Below are 21,907 nucleotides of genomic sequence, written 5' to 3' on the forward strand. Positions count from 1 at the left end.
CTGGCCACATGGTCAATCTGACGCGCATCTACACCAGGACCGGCGACCAGGGCACCACCGCCCTCGGCGACATGAGCCGGGTCGCCAAGACCGACCTGCGGATCTCCGCGTACGCCGACGCCAACGAGGCGAACGCGGCGATCGGCACGGCGGTCGCGCTGGGCGGCCTGGACGAGGAGATCGTCAAGGTCCTCACCCGCGTCCAGAACGACCTGTTCGACGTGGGCGCGGACCTGTCGACGCCGGTGGTGGAGAACCCGGAGTTCCCGCCGCTGCGGGTCGAGCAGTTCTACATCGACAAGCTGGAGGCGGACTGCGACCGCTTCAACGAGCGGCTGGAGAAGCTCCGCTCCTTCATCCTGCCCGGCGGCACTCCCGGCGCGGCCCTGCTGCACCAGGCCTGCACGGTCGTCCGCCGGGCGGAACGCTCGACCTGGTCGGCCCTCGAAGTCCACGCCGAGACGATGAACCCGCTGACGGCCACCTACCTCAACCGCCTCTCCGACCTCCTGTTCATCCTCGCGAGGACGGCGAACAGGGAGGTCGGAGACGTGCTGTGGGTGCCGGGCGGCGAACGCTAGGTTCTCCCTCGCGCGGCGTGCCAGAGGCCGTTGGCGGAGAGGACCCCGCCGACGATCATCAGCACCATGCCGACCTTCGTCAGGGTCACGACGGGCACGTCCACGTCGCCGGTGAACCGCCACAGCAGCAGGCCGATCAGGAAGGTGACGACACCTTCGGTCAGATACTGCTTCGCCTTGCTCATGAGTGGCTCCTCTCCTTCGATGTCGTGACCGCCTCCGGCTCACCCGCAGGGGCCTTCCGCGGCCAGATGAAATAACTCAGCGCGATCAGTCCGTGGATCCCTGCCGCACGCCAGGCCGTGAAGCGCCAGCTCTCCAGGGGGGTCACACGGCTCGGGTCGTCCACGTACCAGATCGCGAGCTGCAGGAGCACGGTCGCGACGACCGCGCCCGTCAGCGTGCCCAGCCAGACCTTGCCCTCGTGGCGCGCCCGGGCCATCCCGTAGCGCGGGGGCCCCAGCGGGGGCGGGGCGCCGCCCAGCCGGTGGGCGGCGTGGCCGTCCAGCCATTTCACGGTGCGGTGGCCGTGGCCGACGGTGTAGCCGATGTACAGCGCGGCCAGCCCGTGCGTCCAGTTCGGCTCGGCACCGCTCCTCAGATCCAGCACGGTGGCGACCAGCAGGACGACCTCCAGCAACGGCTCGCACAGCAGCAGGCCCAGCCCCAGACGGGGCATCCGCAGCAGGTAGCGGGCGCTCAGCCCGGCCGCCAGCAGTACCCAGAAGCCGATCTCGCAGGCGGCGATCAGTGCGACGATCACGGTTCGCTCCTCTCGGTCACCTTTTCAGGCTCCCGTGGGGTGCGTCCGGAATCGTCGTCGCGACTGACGAACCCCGGGTACATCGAAAGATGCAGCCGGAGCCCCTACGCGGGGATCATGCGCGAGGCGCGACCGGCCGTGTTGGATGGTGCCATGGCCGCACGACTCCCCCGACCACGCCGTTTCGACGTCTACGTCGCCCTGGGCAGCCTGCTCGGCGGGCTGCTGCTGTGGGGTGTCGGCCTGGCCACCAGACCGAGCACCGAGGTGTACGTGCTCCTGCCGGGGCGCTGGCCGGTCCTGCTGCCGCTGTTCGTCCTAGCCGGCTGCGAGTTGCTGCGCCGGACCGCCCCGCGCACCGGCCTGCTGATCGGCACGGCCGCGATCGTCCTGGACGTCGTCACGCAGGGCAACCTGGTCTCGATCCTCATCTACACCGACCTCATGTACGCGGCCGTCCTGTACGGCCCGCCCGCCTCGGCCCACCGCATCCCGCGCATCACCGGGCTGCTCTCGGTGGCGGGGGCCGTGGTGCCGTTCGCCCTGTGGCGCCGGCCCGAGGCGCTGCTGATCGGGGTGGTCACGGGCATCGTGGCGTTCGGCCCGGCCGCCACCGGCCTGATCGTCCGCAACCACCGCGAGGCCGCCGAGGCGGCCCGGCTGCGTGCCGAACAGACCGCGCTGCTCGCCGAGATGGACCGCACCCAGGCCGTCACCGCAGAACGCGCCCGGATGGCCCGGGAGCTGCACGACATGGTCGCCAACCACTTGTCCGCGATCGCCATCCACTCCACCGCCGCCCTCTCCCTCCACGACCCGAAGACCTCCCAGGAGGCCCTGGTGGTCATCCGCGAGAACAGCGTGGAGGGGCTCGCCGAGATGCGGCGGCTGATCGGCATCCTGCGCGACAGCAGCGGTGACGTGGAGCCGGCCGCGGCCCCGACGCTCGACGGCCTGGGCTCGCTGGTGGAGAACGCCCGGACCAACGGCCTCGACGTCACCCTGGAGGCCGACCAGGGCGAAGTGCCCGCGCCCGTCGAACTCGCCGCCTACCGCATCGTGCAGGAGTCGCTGACCAACGCGCTCAAGCACGCCGCCCCGGGCCGGGTGACGGTGTCCCTCGCCCGGCGGGACGGCTCGCTCCTCGTCGACGTCACCAGTCCCTACGGCGACCGGGACGGCCCGCGCGCGCCCGGCTCCGGTGCCGGTCTGGTCGGCATGGAGGAACGCGTGGCCCTGCTGGACGGCACCTTCGCGGCCGGACCCGAGGACTCGCCCGAGGGCAAGGTCTGGGTCGTACGCACCGCCCTGCCCGTCAACGACACCGTCGAAGGAGACACCACATGAGCGGGACCGTCCGGGTCCTCGTCGCCGAGGACCAGTCCGCCGTCCGCGCGGGGCTGGTCCTGATCCTGCGCAGCGCGCCCGACATCGAGGTGGTCGGCGAGGCGGCGGACGGCGAGCAGGCGGTGGCGCTGGCCCGTGAGCTGCGGCCGGACCTGGTGCTGATGGACGTTCAGATGCCGCGGCTGGACGGAGTCTCGGCCACCCGGCAGGTCGTCACGGAAGGGCTCGCCGACGTGCTGGTGCTGACCACCTTCGATCTCGACGAGTACGTCTTCGGGGCGCTGCGGGCGGGCGCTGCGGGCTTCCTGCTCAAGAACACCGAGGCCAGGCAGCTGCTGGAGGCCGTACGGACGGTGGCGCGCGGAGAGGGCCTCATCTCCCCCGCCGTCACCCGGCGGCTCATCGCCGAGTTCGCCGCGAAGCCCAGCCGGGAGCCCGCCGCCGACCTGTCCGTCCTGGACCGGCTGACCCGGCGTGAGCGCGAGGTGCTGTCCTGCCTGGGTGAAGGTCTGTCCAACGCGGGTATCGCCGAGCGGCTCGACATGGCCGAGGCGACCGTGAAGACCCATGTCAGCCGGTTGCTGGGGAAGCTGGAGCTGCGCAGTCGGGTGCAAGCGGCGGTGCTGGCGCAGGAGTTGGGGATCTGACGGGGACGAGTGCGGTGGTCCAGACCTATTGACCGGTGGTCCAGACCTTTCTATTCTCACCGCACCTGGCGGCGTGAGGCTCAGTCACGCCCCACAACCTCATCGAGGAGGCGCAGCATGCGCTTCAGACACAGAGCCGCGGCAGGCTTCGCGACCCTGTTGCTCCCGCTGGCCGGAATGGTCGGCCTCGCCACGCCCGCCGAGGCGGCCACGTCCGCCACCGCGACCTACGCCAAGACGCAGGACTGGGGCTCCGGCTTCGAGGGCAAGTGGACGGTGAAGAACACCGGGACCACGGCCCTCAGCTCCTGGACCGTCGAGTGGGACTTCCCGTCCGGCACCTCCGTCACCTCCGCCTGGGACGCCGACGTCACCTCCTCCGGCACCCACTGGACCGCGAAGAACAAGTCCTGGAACGGCACCCTCGCTCCCGGCGCCTCCGTCTCCTTCGGCTTCAACGGGACGGGCTCCGGCTCCCCCGCCAACTGCAAGCTCAACGGCGGCAGCTGCGACGGCGGCACCACCGAACCGGGTGACAGCGCGCCGAGCGCCCCCGGCACCCCCACCGCCTCCGGCATCACCGACACCTCGGTGAAGCTGTCCTGGTCCGCCGCGACCGACGACAAGGGCGTCAAGAACTACGACGTCCTGCGCGACGGCACGAAGGTCGCCACCGTGACGACGACCTCGTACACGGACACCGGCCTGACCAAGGGCACGGACTACTCCTACTCGGTCCAGGCCCGGGACACCGCCGACCAGACCGGCCCGGTCAGCGGCGCCGTACGGGTCCGCACCACCGGCGGCACCACCGAGCCGCCACCCACCGGCGACAAGGTCAAGCTCGGCTACTTCACCGAGTGGGGCGTCTACGGCCGCAACTACCACGTGAAGAACCTGGTGACCTCGGGCTCGGCATCGAAGATCACGCACATCAACTACGCGTTCGGCAACGTCAAGAACGGTCAGTGCACCGTCGACGACACCTACGCCGCCTACGACAAGGCGTACACCGCCGACCAGTCCGTCAGCGGCACCGCCGACACCTGGGACCAGCCGCTGCGCGGCAACTTCAACCAGCTCCGCCAGCTCAAGGCCAAGTACCCGCACATCAAGGTGCTGTACTCCTTCGGCGGCTGGACCTACTCCGGCGGCTTCGGCCAGGCCGCCGCCAACGCCGCCGCGTTCGCCAAGTCCTGCAAGGCCGTCGTGGAGGACCCGCGCTGGGCCGACGTCTTCGACGGCATCGACATCGACTGGGAATACCCGAACGCCTGCGGCCTGACCTGCGACACCTCCGGCCCCGCCGCCTTCCGGAACCTGATGTCGGCGCTCCGTACGGAGTTCGGCCCGAACTACCTGGTCACCGCGGCCATCACGGCCGACGGCTCCTCCGGCGGCAAGATCGACGCGGCCGACTACGGCGGCGCCGCACAGTACCTCGACTGGTACAACGTGATGACGTACGACTACTTCGGCGCCTTCGACAAGGACGGCCCGACCGCCCCGCACTCCCCGCTCACCTCGTACCCCGGCATCCCGCAGGAGGGCTTCAACTCGGCCGACGCGATCGCCAAGCTCAAGGCGAAGGGCGTCCCCGCGAAGAAGCTGCTGCTCGGCATCGGCTTCTACGGCCGCGGCTGGACCGGCGTCACCCAGTCCGCCCCGGGCGGCTCGGCGACCGGCGCGGCTCCGGGCACCTACGAGGCGGGCATCGAGGACTACAAGGTCCTGAAGAACTCCTGTCCGGCCACCGGCACCGTCGCCGGCACCGCCTACGCGTACTGCGGCAGCAACTGGTGGTCCTACGACACCCCGTCGACCATCGCCGGGAAGATGACCTGGGCCAAGAACCAGGGCCTGGGCGGCGCGTTCTTCTGGGAGTTCAGCGGCGACACCGGAGGCGGTGAGCTGGTGACCGCCATCGACAGCGGCCTCAAGTAAGAGACGACCTAGGCGACATTGACGCGCTGTCCGGGCGGGGCTGCCTCAAGCCACGCGAGGAAACCGGTCAGCGCGTCTTCGCTCATCGCGAGTTCGAGACGCGTGCCCCGGTGCAGACAGGCGAGGATCACATGGTCGGAGAGGAGCGCCAGCTCCTCCTCACCCGCCGGGACCCGGCGGCCGGCCACCTCGATCGCCGAACGCTCCAGGATGCGGCGCGGGCGTGGCGAGTAGGAGAAGACACGGAACCACTCGACCCGGTCGCCGTTGTACCGGGCCACCCCGTACGCCCAGCCCTTGCCGTTGGAGTCGCCCTTCTCCGGGGCGTCCCAGCGCAGGCTGGCGTCGAAGGTGCCGCCCGAACGCTGGATGAGCCGGCGGCGCAGACCGAAGACGAAGAGGCCCACCACCACGAGGGCCACGAAGATTCCGCACACAGTCAGAGCGAGGACCATCGGCACCGACCTCCTCGTCTCCTAGGTAACGGAACGTAAAAAACACCCACATCCACCTCAGCCGCGGCTGGGTCCGGATCACTCCGGTACCCAGCCGCGGCTGAGTGACGTCATCACACGGCGGGCTGGTTCAGCGCGCCGCCGTGGCCGCCCGCAGACGGACGTCCGCGCGGCGCTGGGCCTCCGCGTCGTCCTCCGCCTTCGCACGCTCCAGCTCCCGCTCCGCGCGCTGGACGTCGATCTCGTCCGACAGCTCGGCGACTTCGGCCAGCAGCGAGAGCTTGTCGTCCGCGAACGAGATGAAACCGCCGTGGACCGCGGCGACGACCGTCCCGCCATCGCTCGTACGGATGGTCACCGGGCCCGACTCCAGCACACCGAGCAGCGGCTGGTGACCGGGCATGACGCCGATGTCGCCGGACGTGGTGCGCGCGACGACCAGGGTGGCCTGGCCGGACCAGACCTCACGGTCGGCCGCGACCAGCGCGACGTGCAGCTCAGCAGCCAAGGGTGGCTCCTCGGGTCACCACCCGGCGGGAGTGCCGGGTGTTGGTTACAAGTCTAATGGGCGTGAATGAGGGGGCGGGACGAACCCCGCCCCCTCATGACTCGAGCGCGGCCCGGGTCAGGAGACGCCCAGCTCCTTCGCGTTCTTCTTCAGGTCCTCGAGACCACCGCACATGAAGAACGCCTGCTCCGGGAAGTGGTCGTACTCGCCGTCGCAGATCGCGTTGAACGCGGCGATCGACTCGTCCAGCGGCACGTCCGAACCGTCCACGCCGGTGAACTGCTTGGCGGCGTGGGTGTTCTGGGACAGGAAGCGCTCCACGCGACGGGCACGGTGGACAACGAGCTTGTCCTCCTCGCCGAGCTCGTCGATACCGAGGATCGCGATGATGTCCTGCAGGTCCTTGTACTTCTGCAGGATGTTCTTCACGCGCATCGCGGCGTTGTAGTGCTCCGCCGAGATGTACCGCGGGTCGAGGATGCGGGACGTGGAGTCCAGCGGGTCCACGGCCGGGTAGATGCCCTTCTCGGAGATCGGACGGGAGAGCACCGTCGTCGCGTCGAGGTGGGCGAAGGTGGTGGCCGGGGCCGGGTCGGTCAGGTCGTCCGCGGGGACGTAGATCGCCTGCATCGAGGTGATCGAGTGACCACGGGTCGAGGTGATGCGCTCCTGGAGGGTGCCCATCTCGTCGGCCAGGTTCGGCTGGTAGCCCACCGCGGAGGGCATACGGCCGAGCAGGGTCGACACCTCGGAACCGGCCTGGGTGAAGCGGAAGATGTTGTCGATGAAGAACAGCACGTCCTGCTTCTGGACGTCACGGAAGTACTCCGCCATCGTCAGGCCGGCCAGGGCCACGCGCAGACGGGTGCCCGGGGGCTCGTCCATCTGGCCGAAGACCAGGGCGGTCTTGTCCAGAACGCCGGACTCTTCCATCTCCGCGATGAGGTCGTTGCCCTCACGGGTGCGCTCGCCGACGCCCGCGAAGACGGAGACGCCCTCGTGGAGGTTGGCGACACGCATGATCATTTCCTGGATCAGCACGGTCTTGCCGACACCGGCACCACCGAACAGACCGATCTTGCCGCCCTTGACGTACGGGGTGAGGAGGTCGACGACCTTCAGGCCCGTCTCGAACATCTCGGTCTTCGACTCGAGCTGGTCGAACGCGGGGGCCTTGCGGTGGATGGACCAGCGCTCGCCCGTGTGGGTCTCGTCGGTGTTCAGCACCTCACCGAGGGTGTTGAACACCTTGCCCTTGGTGAAGTCGCCGACCGGGACGGTGATGCCCGCGCCCGTGTCGGTCACCGGGGCCTGGCGGACCAGGCCGTCGGTGGGCTGCATGGAGATGGCGCGGACCAGGCCGTCACCCAGGTGCTGGGCGACCTCCAGGGTCAGCGTCTTCTTCTCGCCCGCCAGCGCCGGGTCGGCGACCTCGACGTGAAGGGCGTTGTAGATCTCCGGCATCGCGTCGACGGGGAACTCCACGTCGACGACCGGGCCGATGACCCGCGCGACGCGGCCCGTCGCCGTGGCCGTCTCAACAGTGGTGGTCATTTATCGGTCACTCCCCGCGGTCGCGTCGGCCAGGGCACTGGCACCACCGACGATCTCGCTGATTTCCTGGGTGATTTCGGCCTGGCGGGCCTGGTTGGCAAGCCGGGTGAGCGTCTCGATGAGCTCACCGGCGTTGTCGGTGGCCGACTTCATCGCGCGCCGCGTGGCGGCGTGCTTGGAGGCGGCCGACTGGAGCAGCGCGTTGTAGATGCGGCTCTCGACGTAGCGCGGCAGCAGGGCGTCGAGGACGTCCTCCGCCGAGGGCTCGAAGTCGAACAGCGGGAGGATCTCGCCCTTGGGCTTCGCCTCCGCGGCCACCTCGTCGAGGCTGAGCGGCAGCAGCTGGGCCTCGATCGCCGTCTGCGTCATCATCGACACGAACTCGGTGTAGACGATGTGGAGCTCGTCCACACCGCCCTCGGCCGTCTCCGTCTCGATGGCCTCGATCAGCGGGGCCGCGACCTTCTTGGCGTCCGCGTACGTCGGGTCGTCGGTGAAGCCCGTGAACGACTCCGCGATCTTGCGCTCGCGGAAGTTGTAGTGGGCGACACCGCGGCGGCCGACGATGAAGTTGACGACCTCCTTGCCCTCGGCCTCCAGCTTCGCCGTCAGCTTCTCCGCGGCCTTGATGGCGTTGGAGTTGAAGGCGCCGGCCAGACCGCGGTCGCTCGTGAGGAGCAGGACCGCGGCACGGGTCGGGTTCTCCGCCTCCGTCGTCAGCGGGTGCTTGGTGTTAGAGCCGGTGGCGACCGCCGTGACCGCGCGGGTGAGCTCGGTCGCGTACGGGGTGGAGGCCGCCACCTTGCGCTGCGCCTTGACGACGCGCGAGGCGGCGATCATCTCCATCGCCTTGGTGATCTTCTTGGTCGCGGAGACGGATCGGATGCGACGCTTGTAGACCCGGAGCTGGGCTCCCATGAGTCAGGTCCCTTCCGTCGTCACTTGCCGGCAGCCGGGGCGTCCTCGCCGAGCAGCTTGCCGTCGGAGGTCTCGAACTGCTTCTTGAACTCCGCGATGGCCTCGGCGACGGCCTGAAGGGTGTCGTCGGACATCTTGCCGCCCTCGCGGATGGAGGTCATCAGACCCTGCTCCTTGCGGTGCAGGTAGTCCAGCAGCTCCTTCTCGAAGCGGCGGATGTCGGCGACGGGGACGTCGTCCATCTTGCCGGTGGTGCCGGCCCAGACGGAGACGACCTGGTCCTCGGTGGCCATCGGCTGGTACTGCGGCTGCTTCAGCAGCTCGACCATGCGCTGACCGCGCTCCAGCTGCGCCTTGGACGCGGCGTCCAGGTCGGAACCGAAGGCGGCGAACGCCTCCAGCTCACGGAACTGGGCGAGGTCCACGCGCAGACGGCCGGAGACCTGCTTCATCGCCTTGTGCTGCGCGGAACCACCGACTCGGGAGACGGAGATACCGACGTTCAGCGCGGGGCGCTGACCGGCGTTGAACAGGTCCGACTCCAGGAAGCACTGGCCGTCGGTGATGGAGATGACGTTGGTCGGGATGAACGCCGAGACGTCGTTGGCCTTGGTCTCGACGATCGGCAGACCGGTCATCGAGCCGGCACCCATCTCGTCGGAGAGCTTGGCGCAGCGCTCCAGCAGACGGGAGTGCAGGTAGAAGACGTCACCCGGGTAGGCCTCACGGCCCGGCGGGCGGCGCAGCAGCAGCGACACGGCGCGGTAGGCGTCGGCCTGCTTCGACAGGTCGTCGAAGATGATCAGGACGTGCTTGCCCTCGTACATCCACTGCTGACCGATGGCCGAACCGGTGTACGGCGCCAGGTACTTGAAGCCGGCCGGGTCGGACGCCGGGGCGGCGACGATGGTCGTGTACTCCAGCGCGCCGGCCTCTTCCAGAGCGCCGCGCACACCGGCGATCGTGGAGCCCTTCTGGCCGATGGCGACGTAGATGCAGCGGACCTGCTTGTTCGGGTCGCCCGAGCGCCAGTTGTCGCGCTGGTTGATGATCGTGTCGACGGCCAGGGCGGTCTTGCCGGTCTGGCGGTCACCGATGATCAGCTGACGCTGGCCACGGCCGACGGGGGTCATCGCGTCGACGGCCTTGTAGCCCGTCTCCATCGGCTCGTGCACCGACTTGCGCTGCATGACCGTGGGGGCCTGCAGTTCGAGGGCGCGGCGGCCCTCGGACTCGATCTCGCCGAGGCCGTCGATCGGGTTGCCGAGGGGGTCGACCACGCGGCCGAGGTAGCCCTCGCCGACCGCGACGGAGAGAACCTCACCGGTACGCGAGACCGGCTGACCCTCCTCGATGCCGCTGAACTCACCGAGGACGATGGCACCGATCTCGCGCTCCTCGAGGTTGAGGGCGAGGCCGAGGGTGCCGTCCTCGAACTTCAGCAGCTCGTTGGCCATGGTCGAGGGCAGACCCTCGACCTTCGCGATGCCGTCGCCGGCAAAGGTGACCGTACCGACCTCCTCGCGCGAGGCCGCGTCCGGCTTGTACGCCTGGACGAAGTTCTCCAGCGCGTCCCGGATCTCCTCCGGCCGGATCGTGAGCTCCGCCATCTGGGTTCCCTGCTCTCCTTGTTGGGCCCGAAGTTTCTTAGGGGGTCTGGGGGCGACCCCCAGGATTCTTCTGCACGGCCCAACCAGGGCCGTCGTAAGTACGTTGTGCCTATTGAGTTGCTGCTCAGCCGGCGAGCCGGCGGCTGGCGTCCTCGATGCGGTCCGCGAGGGAGCCGTTGATGACCTCGTCGCCGACCTGCACCCGGATTCCGCCGAGGACCTCGGGGTCCACGTCCAGGTTGAGGTGCATCTGGCGGCCGTAGAGCTTCGCGAGGGCGGCACCCAGGCGCTGCTTCTGCGGGTCGCTCAGCGGAACCGCCGAGGTGACGATGGCCACCATGCGGTCCCGGCGCTCGGCGGCGAGCTTGGACAGGGACTCCAGTCCCGCCTCCAGGCTACGTCCCCGCGGCGCGGTCACAAGGCGCGTCACCAGACGCACGGTGGCCGTCTGCGCCCGGCCGCCGAGCAGGCTGCGCAGCAGCTCGCTCTTGGCCGTGCCGGTGGCCTTGCGGTCGGTCAGCGCGGCACGCAGCTCGGTGCTGCCGGAGACGATCCGGCCGAACCGGAACAGCTCGTCCTCGACGTCGTCGAGCTTGCCCGCCTGCTGGGCGGCGGTGAGGTCGGCGGTGTTCGCCAGCTCCTCCAGCGCGTCCACCAGGTCGCGCGACTGCGACCAGCGGGAGCGCACCATGCCGGCCACCAGGTCGGCGGCCGGGCCGCTGACCTGGGTACCGAGCAGGCGCTGGGCCAGCTCGGCCTTCGCCTCACCGGCCTGCGCCGGGTCGGTCAGGACCCGACGCAGCGAAACCTCGCGGTCGAGCAGCGCGGTGACGGCGGCCAGCTCGTCGGCGAGCCGCGCCGCGTCCACGGACGTGGAGTCCGTCAGCGCGTCGAGACGCTCTCGTGCGGCTGCCAGGGCCTCGCGGCTCGCTCCGTTCATCGTCCGGCCTCGGCCTTCTCCTCGAGCTCGTCGAGGAACCGGTCGATCACGCGGCTCTGACGGGCGTGGTCCTCGAGGGACTCGCCGACGAGCTTGCCGGCCAGGTCGGTGGCGAGCTTGCCGACGTCCTGGCGCAGCGCGGACGCGGCGGCCTTGCGGTCGGCCTCGATCTGGGCGTGACCGGCGGTGACGATCTCCTCGCGCTGCCGCTGGCCCTCGGCCCGCATTTCGGCGATGAGGGCGGCACCCTGCTCCTGCGCCTCCTGGCGCAGACGCGCGGCCTCGTGCCGGGCCTCGGCGAGCTGTGCCTTGTACTGCTCAAGGACGCTCTGGGCCTCGACCTTCATGGTCTCGGCCTCTTCGATACCGCCTTCGATCGCCGTGCGGCGCTCCTCCAGAACCTTGTTGATGTTCGGAAGCAGCTTCTTCCAGAAGAAGAAGAACACGATGGCGAAGGCGATGGTGCCGACGAGCAGCTCGGGGCCCGGAGGAACGAGCGGGTTCTGCTCTTCCTCGGCCGCCAGCTGTACCAGGTTGGCGATCACATCAGTGCCTTTCGTCGATACGTGTCGGTGGGGAAGTCTTACTTCACACCGAACACGAACGGCATGACGATGCCGATGAGGGCGAGCGCCTCACAGAAGGCGAAGCCCAGGATCTGGTTGGCGCGGATCAGGCCGGCGGCCTCGGGCTGACGGGCGAGGGCCTGGGTGCCGTTACCGAAGATGATGCCGACGCCGATGCCGGGGCCGATAGCCGAGAGGCCGTAACCGACGGAACCGATGGAACCGGAGACAGCGGCGAGGGTCTCAGTGGCAGCCATGCTGAATCTTCCTTCTCTTAACGGACCGGTGGGGGTTGGCCACCGGACGACATGGGGGTGGAGTGGGGCGGCTCAGTGGTGCTCAGCGAGAGCGCCCTGGATGTACGTGCTGGCGAGGAGTACGAAGACGTACGCCTGGACGGCCTGCACGAAAAGCTCGAAGCCGATCATGGCGATGGTCATCACGAAGGAGACACCGGCCGCCGGGATCATCCAGCTGTTCAGCAGGTACCAGGAGGCGACGGTGAACATCACCAGCATCAGGTGGCCGGCGAACATGTTGGCGAAGAGTCGCACCGCGTGCGTGAAGGGCCGGACGAGCAGGTTCGAGAAGAACTCGATGACCATCACGAGCGGCAGCACCGGACCGAGCGACTTGTCGTAGCCGGTGACGTTCTTGAAGAACCCGACGAAGCCGTGCCGCTTGAAGGTCAGCGAGACCCACGTCACGTAGACGATCGCGGCCAGGACCGCCGGGAACGCGATGATCGACGAGACCGGGAACTGCGCGAGCGGGATCACGGACCAGATGTTCATGATCCAGATGAAGAAGAACAGCGAGACCATCAAGGGGACGTACTTCTCGCCCTCCTTCTTTCCGAGGGTCTCGTAGACGATGCCGCGGCGGACGAAGTCGTAGCCCGCCTCACCGACCATCTGCAGCTTGCCCGGCACGACCTTTGCCTTGCCGAAGGCCGCGTAGAAGAAGCCGATGACGAGGATGGTGGTGATGATGGCGAGCAGCATCACCTTGTTGAACTCGAATCCTCCCACCGTGGCGATCGGCTTGAAGAGGAACGAGTGCAGGCCCGGTGCCGGAAAACCACACCCGTCGGACATGATCCGACAGCTCCAGTCAAAGGCGAGCTGGGTCTGGTCAGCACTCACCGCGGGCTCCTTCGGTGTGACGCATGGGTACGGCAACCTCGTTGTGTCGGCGCGGCGCGCAGCCGCGGATCGGCACCGGACTGGTGTTACGGATGTGAGGGCGGCTGGGGGGCATCGAGCCTCGCGTTCGAGCAGGCGTCAGCTCAGATGCCCGCGCCCGCGATGCCGCAGTTGGCACCGGACGATAGCAGGAGTTCCCAGTGCTCTTTATCGCGCCCCTACTCGTCACGACGACGGCCCGGTCTTCTCGGGCTTCTCACTCTTCGCGGAGTCCGGGTCGATGTAGAAGAGCTTGGCCTTCATGTGCGCACGAGCCTGCGCAGCCATCCACACGACGGTCGCGACGACGATCCCGGCGGCGAACGCCTTCGGATTGAAGAGAGAGGTGCCCTTGAAGAGGGCGACGAAAAGAAGAAGCAGCAGGAGCTGGGCCATGTAGAGCATCAGCCCCATGGCCTGGAACAGCTGCGGGAGCGTTTTTGCCGTCCACTGGAGAACGAAAAGGCCGATTCCCATGAAGAGGATGGCCAGCACAGCGCCGACGGCGGCTCCGACAGCTCCCTTGCCTCCGGCCACCACGCCGCTGACGGCGACCGCGACCGCACCGGCAGCGGCTGTGGGAACAGCGCACTGCAAGAGGTTCCGGGCGTCATTGGACGGCATGGCGGCAACTCCGCTTTCGCAGGGGGCAGGGGTGTCGTCATGGACGAGCGTAGTCCCGGGCTGAGTGGAGACCTCACACCAATGGACCGTCGCACTGCGGTCCTTCGGCTCTATCCGGGGGTTCTCGTGAACCGTATCACAAACTATTTGATGCAGTCTTTACCTGGGGGTGTGCGGGCTGTCACACATGAGAGTGACGCTGCGCGTCTGTGCGTGAACAGAGCCGACTTGTCTGGTATTGGGGTGCTTCGCTCCCCCATCACAACCCCACGACTTGGCAATGCTCTAGTCAGATTCTTACCTTGTGCCCGCCCGGCCCCGTTCCGCAAGACGCGAACGGGGGCCGATGGCGGTCGCCCCGTTGACGCCCGAGACTCCGGACACGACCGGCGTGCGGTGCTCGTGCGCGACGGCGGCCGGCTGTTCGGCGGCGGACGCGGGCATCGAGGCGTCGGGAGACAGGGCCGCGACCGCGCCGCGACGGCGGTAGCGCGGCGGCACGAAGCGCTCCATCCAGCGCGGGGCGCGGGGCGTGAAGCGCGGCAGCAGGAGCAGGGCCAGGCCGATCGCGCTGAGGAACACCACGCCGAGGACGATCCACATGGACGCCGAGTTGACCGAGTAGGCGAGCGCGCCGAAGGCGATCAGCGCCGACCAGAAGTACATGATCAGCACCGCGCGGCTGTGCGAGTGGCCGATCTCCAGCAGCCGGTGGTGCAGATGACCGCGGTCGGCGGCGAACGGCGACTGCCCGCGCCAGGTGCGGCGCACGATCGCCAGGATCAGGTCGGCGGCCGGCACCGCGATGATCGTCAGCGGCAGCAGCAGCGGGATGTAGACCGGCACCGTCTGGTGCACGGCCTCCTTCTCGGAGCCGACGTACAGGTTGAGCGCGTCCGGGTCGACCTGCCCGGTGACCGAGATCGCACCCGCGGCCAGCACCAGGCCGATCAGCATCGAGCCCGAGTCACCCATGAAGATCCGCGCCGGGTGCATGTTGTGCGGCAGGAAGCCCAGGCACATGCCCATCAGGATCGCCGAGAAGAGCGTGGCGGGGGCCGCCGCCTCGACGCCGTACGAGTACCAGATGCGGTAGGCGTACAGGAAGAACGCGGTGGCCGCGATGCAGACCATGCCGGCCGCGAGGCCGTCCAGGCCGTCGACGAAGTTGACCGCGTTGATGGTGATGACGACCAGCGCGACCGTCAGCAGGGTGCCCTGCCACTGAGTGAGTGCGACCGAGCCGACACCCGGCACGGGCAGCCACAGGATCGTCAGACCCTGGACGACCATCACACCGGCGGCGATCATCTGCCCGCCCAGCTTGATCAGGGCGTCGATCTCGAACTTGTCGTCCAGCACACCGATCAGCCAGATCAGCGCAGCCCCGGACAGCAGGGCCCGGGGTTCGTTCGACGTCTCGAAGACCTGGTTGAGGTTGGTCAGGTGGTCAGCGACCAGCAGACCCGCGCACAGGCCGAAGAACATCGCGATACCGCCGAGCCGCGGAGTGGGTTCCCGGTGCACGTCACGTGCCCGGATCTCCGGCATCGCTCCGGCCACGATCGCGAATTTCCGTACCGGCCCTGTCAGCAGATACGTCACCGCGGCCGTGATGCAGAGCGTCAGCAGGTATTCACGCACAGGCTTCCCCACAGGTCTCGCTGGCCATCTCAGCCCCACACCCTAGCGATGCGCGCATATGTGTGGGGACTTCCGGGTAGCGACGATGGTTGCACGAGTAGCTGTGCACCCTGGTGCGCTTACCCCGACTCAGGCCGGATACGGCGGAAATCCACCGGCCAGCTCCCGCACTTCTTCACGGGCCCTCGCGGTCTCGGTCACGCCCGTGAGCACCCCGGTGAGCAGCTTGGCGATCCGTGCCATCTCCGCCTCGCCCATGCCCTGCGTGGTGACCGCGGCCGTGCCCAGCCTGAGGCCCCGGCCGTCGCCGTGAGGAAGCGCACAGCAGTCCAGGACCAGGCCGGCGGCGGCGAGCCGGCCCCGGGCGGTCCGGCCGTCGACGCCGAGCGGTGCCGGGTCGGCGGTGATCAGGTGGGTGTCGGTGCCGCCGGTGGTGACGACCAGGCCCTCGGCGGCCAGCCGGGCCGCGAGAACCCTCGCATTGGCGACCACCTGATGGGCGTACGCGGCGAAGGCCGGTGTTGCCGCCTCGCCGAACGCCACCGCCTTGGCGGCGATGGTGTGCATCTGCGCACCGCCCTGTGTGAAAGGAAACACGGCCCGGTCGACCCGCTCGGCCAGCTCCGCGCGGCACAGGATCATGCCGCCGCGCGGTCCCCGCAGCACCTTGTGAGTCGTCGCACAGACGATGTCCGCGTACGGCACCGGGTTCGGCGCCGCTCCCCCGGCGACCAGTCCGATGGGATGCGCGGCGTCCGCGATGAGATACGCGCCCACCTCGTCGGCGACCTCGCGGAAGAACGCGTGGTCGATGTGGCGGGGGTAGGCGATCGAGCCGCACACGATCGCCTTGGGCCGCCGCGTACGCGCCAGGGTGCGCACCTGCTCGTGGTCGATGAACCCGGACTCGGCCTCCACGCCGTACCCGACGAAGTCGAACCAGCGCCCGGAGAAGTTGGCGGGCGAGCCGTGCGTGAGGTGCCCGCCGTAGGGCAGGCCGAGGGCGAGGACGGTGTCGCCGGGGCGGAGCAGCGCGGCGTAGGCGGCCAGCACCGCCGAAGAGCCCGAGTGCGCCTGGACGTTGGCGTGGTCGGCGCCGAACAGCGCCCTGGCCCGCTCCACGGCGAGGCGTTCGGCGACGTCGACGATCTCGCAGCCGCCGTGGTGCCGCGCTCCCGGGTAGCCCTCGGCGTACTTGTTGGCGAGCGCCGAGCCGAGGGCGGCCAGCACGGCCGGCGAGGTGAAGTTCTCCGCGGCGATCAGCTGGAGCGTCGTGGACTGCCGCTCCCGCTCCCCGAGCAGGACGTCGGCGAGTTCCGGGTCCTGATGGCGCAGGACGTCGGCCTCGATGGCAGGGGTGACCGTCATGGTGGGCTCCGGGCGGCGCATCTCTGGGCGGTTCGCCGTGGTGATGTACGTCCAATGTAGGCCCGGGGCCCCCGGGGCGCTCGGTCGCTACGCCCGTGCGGGGACACCCGTGAGGGCGGTGACGACCGGGTCGAGTGCCAGGTGTATCTCGTCCCCGATGGAACGGAAGAACGTCAGGGGCGCCCCGTACGGGTCGTACACCTCGTCCGCCTCGGCGTTCGGTGCCAGCAGCCACCCGCGTAGAGCCGCCGCAGCCCGCACCAGCGCACGCGCGCGTACGACCACGCCCTCTTCGAGGGACGGCAGGGTCGCCGGGTCGATGGCCTTGACCAGGCGGGTGAACTCCTTCAGCGTGAAGGTCCGCAGGCCGGCCGAGTGGCCCATCGAGATGACCTGCGCCCGGTGGTCCCGGGTGGCGGTCAGCACCAGGTCGGCGCGGATGACGTGCTCGTCGAGGAGCTCGCGCCCGGTGAAGCCGGAGGCGTCCGCGCCGAAGTCGGCCAGGACGGTCTCCGCGTGGGACTCCATGGGCGCGCCCTCGTGACCCCAGGTGCCCGCGCTCTCCACGATCAGCCCGCCGCCCAGGATGCCGAGCCGCTCCCGCACGAAATGGCGGGTCAGCCGCTCGGTGATGGGCGAGCGGCACACGTTGCCGGTGCTGACGTGGAGGATGCGGAAGCTGTCGCGCGGAAGCCCCACGAACGTCGTCGTGATCTCCGCCGCGCTTTCCCCGTTGCCTATGCCACGCCCCGTCTCAGGGGCCGTCAATTCGCCACCTCGAGGTCGGGTACGACCTTTCGCAGCTCGTCCGCCGAGAGCGCGCCCGCCCGCAGCAGCCGCGGCACCTCCTGGGTCACGTCGACGATCGACGACGGGACGTTGCCGGGGGTCGGGCCGCCGTCCAGGTAGACGGAGACCGAGTCGCCGAGCATCTCCTGCGCGGCGTCGCAGTCCTCCGGAGCCGGGTGGCCGGTGAGGTTGGCGGACGACACGGCCATCGGGCCCACCTCGGTGAGCAGCTCGATGGCGACCGGGTGCAGCGGCATGCGCACGGCGACCGTGCCACGGGTGTCCCCGAGGTCCCACTGGAGGGACGGCTGGTGCTTGGCGACCAGCGTCAGCGCGCCCGGCCAGAAGGCGTCCACCAGCTCCCAGGCCAGCTCGGAGAAGTCCGTGACGAGGCCGTGCAGGGTGTTCGGGGAGCCGATGAGGACGGGCGAGGGCATGTTGCGGCCCCGGCCCTTGGCCTCCAGCAGGTCGCCGACGGCCTCCGAGGCGAACGCGTCCGCGCCGATGCCGTACACGGTGTCCGTCGGCAGCACCACCAGCTCGCCACGGCGGACGGCGGACGCTGCCTCGCGCAGACCGGTCACACGGTCGGTCGCGTCATTGGTGTCGTATCGCCGTGCCATCTTTAGCTGGCCTCCTCGTACACGTGCTGCTGGGATGAAGACTGCGAGAGCTGTGGAGACTGCGGTGTGCTCACGGCAGCGCCTTGCGGGCCGTGGCGAAACGCGGGCGGTTGTTGAGGTCCGGGTGGTCGGCCGCGTCGGCCCAGCCCCGCTCCTCGGTGAAGATCCACGGCACCTGGCCGCCCTGGGTGTCGGCGTGCTCCACGACCACGACGCCGCCGGGGCGCAGCAGCCGGTGCGCGGTGCGCTCCAGACCCCGAATGAGGTCGAGGCCGTCCTCGCCGGAGAACAGGGCCATGTCCGGGTCGTAGTCCCGCGCCTCGGGAGCGACGTACTCCCACTCGGTGAGCGGGATGTAGGGCGGGTTGGAGATGACCAGGTCGACCTGGCCGTCGAGGTCCGGGAACGCCGTCAGGGCGTTGCCCTGCCGCAGCTCGACCCTGGACCCCTCGACGTTCTTGCGGGTCCACTGGAGGGCGTCCTCGGACAGCTCCACCGCGTGCACACGCGAGCGCGGCACCTCCTGGGCGAGGGCGAGCGCGATGGCGCCGGAGCCGGTGCACAGGTCGACGATGCACGGCTCGACGACGTCCATGGCCCGTACCGCGTCTATGGCCCAGCCGACCACGGACTCGGTCTCCGGCCGCGGCACGAACACCCCGGGGCCGACCTGGAGTTCCAGGTACCGGAAGTAGGCCCGCCCGGTGATGTGCTGGAGCGGTTCGCGGGCCTCGCGGCGGGCGATGACCTCCCAGTAGCGGGCGTCGAAGTCGGAGTCCCCGACGGAGTGCAGCTCGCCGCGCTTGACGCCGTGCACGAACGCGGCGAGTTCCTCCGCGTCGGTGCGCGGCGAGGGCACGCCGGCGTCGGCGAGCCGCTGGGTGGCCTGGGCCACCTCCGCGAGCAGCAGGTTCACGCGAGTCCTCCGGTACTCAGTACTCCTACGTCTCTTACGCGTTTACGCGGCTGCCAGCTTCGCCGCCGAGTCCGCGTCCACACAGGCCTGGATCACCGCGCCCAGGTCGCCGTCCAGGACCTGGTCCAGGTTGTACGCCTTGAAGCCGACGCGGTGGTCCGAGATGCGGTTCTCCGGGAAGTTGTACGTGCGGATCTTCTCGGAGCGGTCGACGGTGCGGACCTGGCTGCGACGGGCGTCTGCGGCCTCCCTCTCCGCTTCCTCCTGCGCCGCCGCGAGCAGCCTGGAGCGCAGGATACGCAGTGCCTGCTCCTTGTTCTGCAGCTGGCTCTTCTCGTTCTGGCAGGAGGCGACGACTCCGGTCGGGATGTGCGTGATGCGCACGGCGGAGTCGGTGGTGTTGACGGACTGTCCGCCGGGCCCGGACGACCGGTAGACGTCGATGCGGAGGTCGTTGGGGTTGATCTCGACGTCGATCTCCTCGGCCTCGGGCGTCACGAGGACACCGGCCGCGGAGGTGTGGATACGGCCCTGGGACTCCGTCGCCGGCACGCGCTGCACGCGGTGCACACCGCCCTCGTACTTCAGCCGCGCCCACACGCCCTGCCCGGGCTCGGTGGCGCCCTGGCCGCCCTTGGTCTTCACCGCGACCTGGACGTCCTTGTAGCCGCCGAGCTCGGACTCGGTGGAGTCGATGATCTCGGTCTTCCAGCCGACGCGCTCGGCGTAGCGCAGGTACATGCGCAGCAGATCGCCGGCGAACAGGGCGGACTCGTCGCCGCCCGCGCCCGCCTTGATCTCGAGGATGACGTCCTTGTCGTCGCTGGGGTCCCTGGGGACCAGCAGCAGGCGGAGCTTCTCCGTGAGCTCCTCGCGCCGCTGCTCCAGCTCCTTGACCTCGGCGGCGAAGTCGGGGTCGTCGGCCGCCAGTTCACGCGCGGTCTCGATGTCGTCGCCCGTCTGCGTCCAGGAGCGGTACGTGGCGACGATCGGGGTGAGCTCGGCGTAACGCTTGTTCAGCTTGCGCGCGTTGGCCTGGTCGGCGTGGACCGACGGGTCGGCGAGCTTCTTCTCCAGGTCGGCGTGCTCGGCGACGAGTTCCGCGACGGCCTCGAACATCTTGGGCTCCTGTGTACGGACGGGGGTGAAGGGCGGGCGACCAAAAACGCCGGTCCCGGCGCGCCCTCGGTGGGGGCGCGGCCGTGGACCGGCGAATTGAGGCTCGCTACTTCTTGGAGCCGGCGGCCTTGCCGAAGCGGGCCTCGAAGCGGGCCACACGGCCACCGGTGTCGAGGATCTTCTGCTTGCCCGTGTAGAACGGGTGGCACTCGGAGCAGACATCGGCGCGGATGGTGCCGGACTCGATGGTGCTGCGCGTGGTGAACGACGCGCCGCAGGTGCAGCTGACCTGCGTCTCGACGTACTCGGGGTGGATGTCGCGCTTCAAGGTGTCTCCTAGGTTTCGGGAGGGCGCCGGGTCGCTGACGCGGGATGCGGGAGCGTGAACCGGAGCCGACGTACCAGTCTGCCAGGACTGGGGCCTACTCCCAAAACCGGGGGTTGCCGTTGTTTGTTCCCCGCGGCAGGGGGGTGGGTTGCTCGCGCAGTTCCCCGCGCCCCTACGGGGCGCTGACGACACCCTTGGCTTCGCCCGAGGCCGAGCCGGACGTCGCCGACTTCGGGATCGGCTTGTCCTGCTCCAGGGCGTTCCAGATCTCCTGGGCCTTCTTCTTCTGGAGGAGGACGCGGTTGGGGTCGTCCGGGTCGTAGGCGACCGGCATCGTGACCATGTGCATGTGGGACGGGCTGATGCCCTTGAGTCCGTCCGCGAAGGACGCGAGCTTGTTGACCGAGCCGAGGTCGGAGTCGGCCGTGACCGTCTTGGTCGCGGTCTCCGCGAGGTCGAGCAGCTTCTTGGGGTTGCTGAAGACGCCGACGTCCTTGACCTGGTTCAGCAGGGCCTTGATGAAGGCCTGCTGGAGCTGGATGCGGCCGAGGTCGGAGCCGTCGCCGACGCCGTGGCGGGTGCGGACCAGGCCGAGGGCCTGCTCACCGTCGAGTCTGTGGGTGCCGGCCGGCAGCTTCAGGTGGCTGTCGGGGTCGTCGATGCTCTTGGTCGTGGTGACCTCGACGCCGCCGAGGTCGTCGATGAGCTTCTGGAAGCCGGCGAAGTCGACCTCCAGGTAGTGGTCCATCCGCAGGTCGGTGATCGACTCGACGGTCTTCACGGCGCAGGCGGCCCCGCCCGTGGAGTAGGCGGAGTTGAACATCACGCCGTTCGCGGCGGGGTACTCCTTGCCCTTGGTGTCGGTGCAGGAGGGCCGGTCGATGAGGGTGTCGCGCGGGATGGAGACCACGCTGGCGCTCTTGTGGCCCTTGTAGATGTGCACGATCATCGCCGTGTCGGAGCGGGCGCTGCCGTCGTCGGTGCCGCCGCCGATCTTCTTGTTGCCGCCGGCGCGGGTGTCGGAGCCGAGGACGAGGATGTTCTCGGAGCCGTTGTCGGCCTTCTTGGGCCGGTCGGTGCCGAGGGCCTGGTCGATGTCGACGCTCTTGAGGTTGCCGTTGAGCTTGAAGTACACGTACCCCACCCCGGCGCCGCCGAGGACGACGATGCCGGCCGCGGTCCAGGCCATGACCATCATGCCCTTGTGACGCTTGCGGGGCTTGCGGCGTCGGCCCTTGACGCGTTGGCGCGGTTCGTTGCCGGTCTTGTCCGGTATGCCCGGATCCGGCGTGCTCTCGGCAGACATGTGCTCCTCAGCTCGTCTACGGTCTGTTACCCCCTGCGTTCGGCGCCAGGCGTTCTCGGTCGGGGACTTCCCCTGGCACCATCGTCGCTCCGCCTGGTCAGACGGGGAAACTCGGGAAAGGGTTGCACAACGGACTGTGCCCACCGCGTGCGCCGACGGGCACGGTGCGTGTT

At 69.2% G+C, this 21,907-nt stretch carries 24 protein-coding genes; 4 read left to right on the forward strand and 20 right to left on the reverse strand.

Annotated elements, in window-relative coordinates; genetic code table 11:
* The first annotated feature begins 8 nt into the window (after positions 1 to 8).
* Complete coding sequence (locus tag ABEA82_RS05225) at positions 9 to 581, forward strand: cob(I)yrinic acid a,c-diamide adenosyltransferase (RefSeq protein WP_345660190.1); 573 nt, start codon at positions 9 to 11, stop codon at positions 579 to 581.
* Here the strand turns inward: ABEA82_RS05225 and ABEA82_RS05230 are convergent.
* Entirely contained in the window at positions 578 to 766 is a 189-nt protein-coding gene (locus tag ABEA82_RS05230) for a DUF5708 family protein (RefSeq protein ID WP_345660191.1), read from the reverse strand. The genes ABEA82_RS05225 and ABEA82_RS05230 overlap by 4 nt on opposite strands.
* The gene (locus tag ABEA82_RS05235) at positions 763 to 1,344 is read right to left on the reverse strand and encodes a hypothetical protein (RefSeq protein WP_345660192.1); all 582 of its coding nucleotides are present in this window, start codon (positions 1,342 to 1,344) and stop codon (positions 763 to 765) included. The genes ABEA82_RS05230 and ABEA82_RS05235 overlap by 4 nt, the downstream gene beginning before the upstream one ends.
* Before the next feature lie 153 nt (positions 1,345 to 1,497).
* Between ABEA82_RS05235 and ABEA82_RS05240 the strand changes: the two genes are divergently transcribed.
* The 3 genes from ABEA82_RS05240 (at position 1,498) to ABEA82_RS05250 (ending at position 5,282) form a co-directional block, all read left to right on the forward strand.
* A complete protein-coding gene (locus tag ABEA82_RS05240) occupies positions 1,498 to 2,691 on the forward strand; it encodes a sensor histidine kinase (protein WP_345660193.1) in 1,194 nt (397 codons plus the stop codon).
* Positions 2,688 to 3,338, forward strand: coding sequence for a response regulator (locus ABEA82_RS05245; RefSeq protein WP_345660194.1), 651 nt, complete (start codon positions 2,688 to 2,690; stop codon positions 3,336 to 3,338). The genes ABEA82_RS05240 and ABEA82_RS05245 overlap by 4 nt, the downstream gene beginning before the upstream one ends.
* A 117-nt stretch (positions 3,339 to 3,455) precedes the next feature.
* Positions 3,456 to 5,282: a glycosyl hydrolase family 18 protein gene (locus ABEA82_RS05250; protein ID WP_345660195.1), complete on the forward strand. Its 1,827-nt coding sequence runs from the start codon at positions 3,456 to 3,458 to the stop codon at positions 5,280 to 5,282.
* Positions 5,283 to 5,290: 8 nt separating this feature from the next.
* Here ABEA82_RS05250 and ABEA82_RS05255 read toward each other — a convergent pair whose 3' ends face one another.
* The 18 genes from ABEA82_RS05255 to ABEA82_RS05340 all read right to left on the reverse strand — a co-directional run bounded on the left by ABEA82_RS05255 (position 5,291) and on the right by ABEA82_RS05340 (position 21,734).
* Entirely contained in the window at positions 5,291 to 5,737 is a 447-nt protein-coding gene (locus ABEA82_RS05255; RefSeq protein WP_345660196.1) for a DUF2550 domain-containing protein, read from the reverse strand.
* Between the two features lie 130 nt (positions 5,738 to 5,867).
* The gene (locus ABEA82_RS05260) at positions 5,868 to 6,245 is read right to left on the reverse strand and encodes a F0F1 ATP synthase subunit epsilon (protein ID WP_094055913.1); all 378 of its coding nucleotides are present in this window, start codon (positions 6,243 to 6,245) and stop codon (positions 5,868 to 5,870) included.
* 117 nt (positions 6,246 to 6,362) lie between these two features.
* The gene (gene atpD, locus ABEA82_RS05265) at positions 6,363 to 7,799 is read right to left on the reverse strand and encodes a F0F1 ATP synthase subunit beta (protein ID WP_234848493.1); all 1,437 of its coding nucleotides are present in this window, start codon (positions 7,797 to 7,799) and stop codon (positions 6,363 to 6,365) included.
* A complete protein-coding gene (locus tag ABEA82_RS05270; RefSeq protein WP_345660197.1) occupies positions 7,800 to 8,717 on the reverse strand; it encodes a F0F1 ATP synthase subunit gamma in 918 nt (305 codons plus the stop codon). It lies immediately after the preceding gene.
* A gap of 20 nt (positions 8,718 to 8,737) precedes the next feature.
* Complete coding sequence (gene atpA / locus ABEA82_RS05275; protein ID WP_345660198.1) at positions 8,738 to 10,327, reverse strand: F0F1 ATP synthase subunit alpha; 1,590 nt, start codon at positions 10,325 to 10,327, stop codon at positions 8,738 to 8,740.
* A 124-nt stretch (positions 10,328 to 10,451) separates the two neighbouring features.
* On the reverse strand, positions 10,452 to 11,267 hold the full coding sequence (locus ABEA82_RS05280) for a F0F1 ATP synthase subunit delta (protein WP_345660199.1): 816 nt from the start codon (positions 11,265 to 11,267) through the stop codon (positions 10,452 to 10,454).
* Positions 11,264 to 11,812 (reverse strand): F0F1 ATP synthase subunit B, encoded by a 549-nt coding sequence (locus tag ABEA82_RS05285; RefSeq protein ID WP_345660200.1) that lies wholly within the window; start codon positions 11,810 to 11,812, stop codon positions 11,264 to 11,266. The genes ABEA82_RS05280 and ABEA82_RS05285 overlap by 4 nt, the downstream gene beginning before the upstream one ends.
* 38 nt (positions 11,813 to 11,850) lie before the next feature.
* Positions 11,851 to 12,090, reverse strand: a complete 240-nt coding sequence (locus ABEA82_RS05290; RefSeq protein ID WP_003992984.1) for an ATP synthase subunit c family protein — start codon at positions 12,088 to 12,090, stop codon at positions 11,851 to 11,853.
* Positions 12,091 to 12,162: 72 nt separating this feature from the next.
* A complete protein-coding gene (atpB, locus tag ABEA82_RS05295) occupies positions 12,163 to 12,978 on the reverse strand; it encodes a F0F1 ATP synthase subunit A (RefSeq protein ID WP_479725925.1) in 816 nt (271 codons plus the stop codon).
* Positions 12,979 to 13,203: 225 nt separating this feature from the next.
* Positions 13,204 to 13,641 (reverse strand): Cg1360 family ATP-synthase-associated protein, encoded by a 438-nt coding sequence (locus tag ABEA82_RS05300; protein WP_345660201.1) that lies wholly within the window; start codon positions 13,639 to 13,641, stop codon positions 13,204 to 13,206.
* A gap of 297 nt (positions 13,642 to 13,938) precedes the next feature.
* Positions 13,939 to 15,285 carry an MraY family glycosyltransferase gene (locus tag ABEA82_RS05305; protein WP_345660202.1) on the reverse strand — a complete coding sequence of 449 codons (1,347 nt, stop codon included), beginning with the start codon at positions 15,283 to 15,285 and terminating at the stop codon, positions 13,939 to 13,941.
* Between the two features lie 129 nt (positions 15,286 to 15,414).
* Entirely contained in the window at positions 15,415 to 16,653 is a 1,239-nt protein-coding gene (locus ABEA82_RS05310; protein ID WP_345660203.1) for a serine hydroxymethyltransferase, read from the reverse strand.
* Positions 16,654 to 16,740: 87 nt separating this feature from the next.
* A complete protein-coding gene (locus ABEA82_RS05315; protein WP_345660204.1) occupies positions 16,741 to 17,421 on the reverse strand; it encodes an arsenate reductase/protein-tyrosine-phosphatase family protein in 681 nt (226 codons plus the stop codon).
* Positions 17,418 to 18,065 carry an L-threonylcarbamoyladenylate synthase gene (locus tag ABEA82_RS05320; RefSeq protein WP_345660205.1) on the reverse strand — a complete coding sequence of 216 codons (648 nt, stop codon included), beginning with the start codon at positions 18,063 to 18,065 and terminating at the stop codon, positions 17,418 to 17,420. The genes ABEA82_RS05315 and ABEA82_RS05320 overlap by 4 nt, the downstream gene beginning before the upstream one ends.
* 70 nt (positions 18,066 to 18,135) lie before the next feature.
* On the reverse strand, positions 18,136 to 18,981 hold the full coding sequence (prmC, locus tag ABEA82_RS05325) for a peptide chain release factor N(5)-glutamine methyltransferase (RefSeq protein WP_345660206.1): 846 nt from the start codon (positions 18,979 to 18,981) through the stop codon (positions 18,136 to 18,138).
* A 42-nt stretch (positions 18,982 to 19,023) separates the two neighbouring features.
* Positions 19,024 to 20,100 carry a peptide chain release factor 1 gene (prfA, locus tag ABEA82_RS05330; protein ID WP_345660207.1) on the reverse strand — a complete coding sequence of 359 codons (1,077 nt, stop codon included), beginning with the start codon at positions 20,098 to 20,100 and terminating at the stop codon, positions 19,024 to 19,026.
* 106 nt (positions 20,101 to 20,206) lie between these two features.
* Positions 20,207 to 20,428, reverse strand: coding sequence for a 50S ribosomal protein L31 (gene rpmE, locus ABEA82_RS05335; RefSeq protein ID WP_003992975.1), 222 nt, complete (start codon positions 20,426 to 20,428; stop codon positions 20,207 to 20,209).
* 172 nt (positions 20,429 to 20,600) lie between these two features.
* A complete protein-coding gene (locus tag ABEA82_RS05340; RefSeq protein ID WP_345660208.1) occupies positions 20,601 to 21,734 on the reverse strand; it encodes an LCP family protein in 1,134 nt (377 codons plus the stop codon).
* Positions 21,735 to 21,907 lie beyond the last annotated feature (173 nt).

Source organism: Streptomyces venetus (assembly GCF_039540295.1).
Taxonomy (GTDB): domain Bacteria; phylum Actinomycetota; class Actinomycetes; order Streptomycetales; family Streptomycetaceae; genus Streptomyces; species Streptomyces venetus.

Bases quoted from the DNA above. Each gene is read 5' to 3' on its own strand.
- atpD (WP_234848493.1), bottom strand. From the start codon at position 7,799: ATGACCACCACTGTTGAGACGGCCACGGCGACGGGCCGCGTCGCGCGG.
- atpA (WP_345660198.1), bottom strand. From the start codon at position 10,327: ATGGCGGAGCTCACGATCCGGCCGGAGGAGATCCGGGACGCGCTGGAG.
- ABEA82_RS05300 (WP_345660201.1), bottom strand. From the start codon at position 13,641: ATGCCGTCCAATGACGCCCGGAACCTCTTGCAGTGCGCTGTTCCCACA.
- ABEA82_RS05310 (WP_345660203.1), bottom strand. From the start codon at position 16,653: ATGACGGTCACCCCTGCCATCGAGGCCGACGTCCTGCGCCATCAGGAC.
- ABEA82_RS05225 (WP_345660190.1), top strand. From the start codon at position 9: ATGGTCAATCTGACGCGCATCTACACCAGGACCGGCGACCAGGGCACC.
- ABEA82_RS05340 (WP_345660208.1), bottom strand. From the start codon at position 21,734: ATGTCTGCCGAGAGCACGCCGGATCCGGGCATACCGGACAAGACCGGC.
- ABEA82_RS05240 (WP_345660193.1), top strand. From the start codon at position 1,498: ATGGCCGCACGACTCCCCCGACCACGCCGTTTCGACGTCTACGTCGCC.
- ABEA82_RS05320 (WP_345660205.1), bottom strand. From the start codon at position 18,065: ATGGCACGGCGATACGACACCAATGACGCGACCGACCGTGTGACCGGT.
- prfA (WP_345660207.1), bottom strand. From the start codon at position 20,100: ATGTTCGAGGCCGTCGCGGAACTCGTCGCCGAGCACGCCGACCTGGAG.
- ABEA82_RS05290 (WP_003992984.1), bottom strand. From the start codon at position 12,090: ATGGCTGCCACTGAGACCCTCGCCGCTGTCTCCGGTTCCATCGGTTCC.
- ABEA82_RS05230 (WP_345660191.1), bottom strand. From the start codon at position 766: ATGAGCAAGGCGAAGCAGTATCTGACCGAAGGTGTCGTCACCTTCCTG.
- ABEA82_RS05245 (WP_345660194.1), top strand. From the start codon at position 2,688: ATGAGCGGGACCGTCCGGGTCCTCGTCGCCGAGGACCAGTCCGCCGTC.
- ABEA82_RS05270 (WP_345660197.1), bottom strand. From the start codon at position 8,717: ATGGGAGCCCAGCTCCGGGTCTACAAGCGTCGCATCCGATCCGTCTCC.
- ABEA82_RS05250 (WP_345660195.1), top strand. From the start codon at position 3,456: ATGCGCTTCAGACACAGAGCCGCGGCAGGCTTCGCGACCCTGTTGCTC.
- ABEA82_RS05255 (WP_345660196.1), bottom strand. From the start codon at position 5,737: ATGGTCCTCGCTCTGACTGTGTGCGGAATCTTCGTGGCCCTCGTGGTG.
- ABEA82_RS05280 (WP_345660199.1), bottom strand. From the start codon at position 11,267: ATGAACGGAGCGAGCCGCGAGGCCCTGGCAGCCGCACGAGAGCGTCTC.